The sequence below is a fragment of the Streptomyces sp. NRRL F-2664 genome (assembly GCF_000719345.1).
Classification (GTDB): domain Bacteria; phylum Actinomycetota; class Actinomycetes; order Streptomycetales; family Streptomycetaceae; genus Streptomyces.
This window is the reverse complement of the sequence record NZ_JOFX01000521.1, coordinates 1-276: the sequence shown is the minus strand read 5'-3', so window position 1 is coordinate 276 and position 276 is coordinate 1. Positions and strand designations below refer to the sequence as shown.

General features: G+C 66.7%; 1 pseudogene. It reads left to right on the top strand.

Annotated elements, in window-relative coordinates:
* Positions 1 to 276, top strand: a pseudogene (locus IF89_RS0136800) (sulfate ABC transporter substrate-binding protein); the annotation flags it as partial.

Genomic DNA, 276 nt, shown 5'->3' with positions numbered 1-276 from the left:
CGCGGGCCCGTCCGAGATCGAGGCCCTCAACGGCGGTTCCCTCGACATCGGCTTCATCGGCCCCTCGCCGTCCATCAACGGCTACGTCAAGTCCAAGGGCGCCAACCTGCGGATCATCTCCGGCTCCGCCTCGGGCGGCGTGAAGCTGGTGGTGAACCCGGACCGGATCAAGACCCCGGACGACCTCAAGGGCAAGAGGATCGCCACCCCGCAGAAGGGCAACACCCAGGACGTCGCGTTCCTGAACTGGATCTCCGAGAAGGGCTGGAGCGTCGA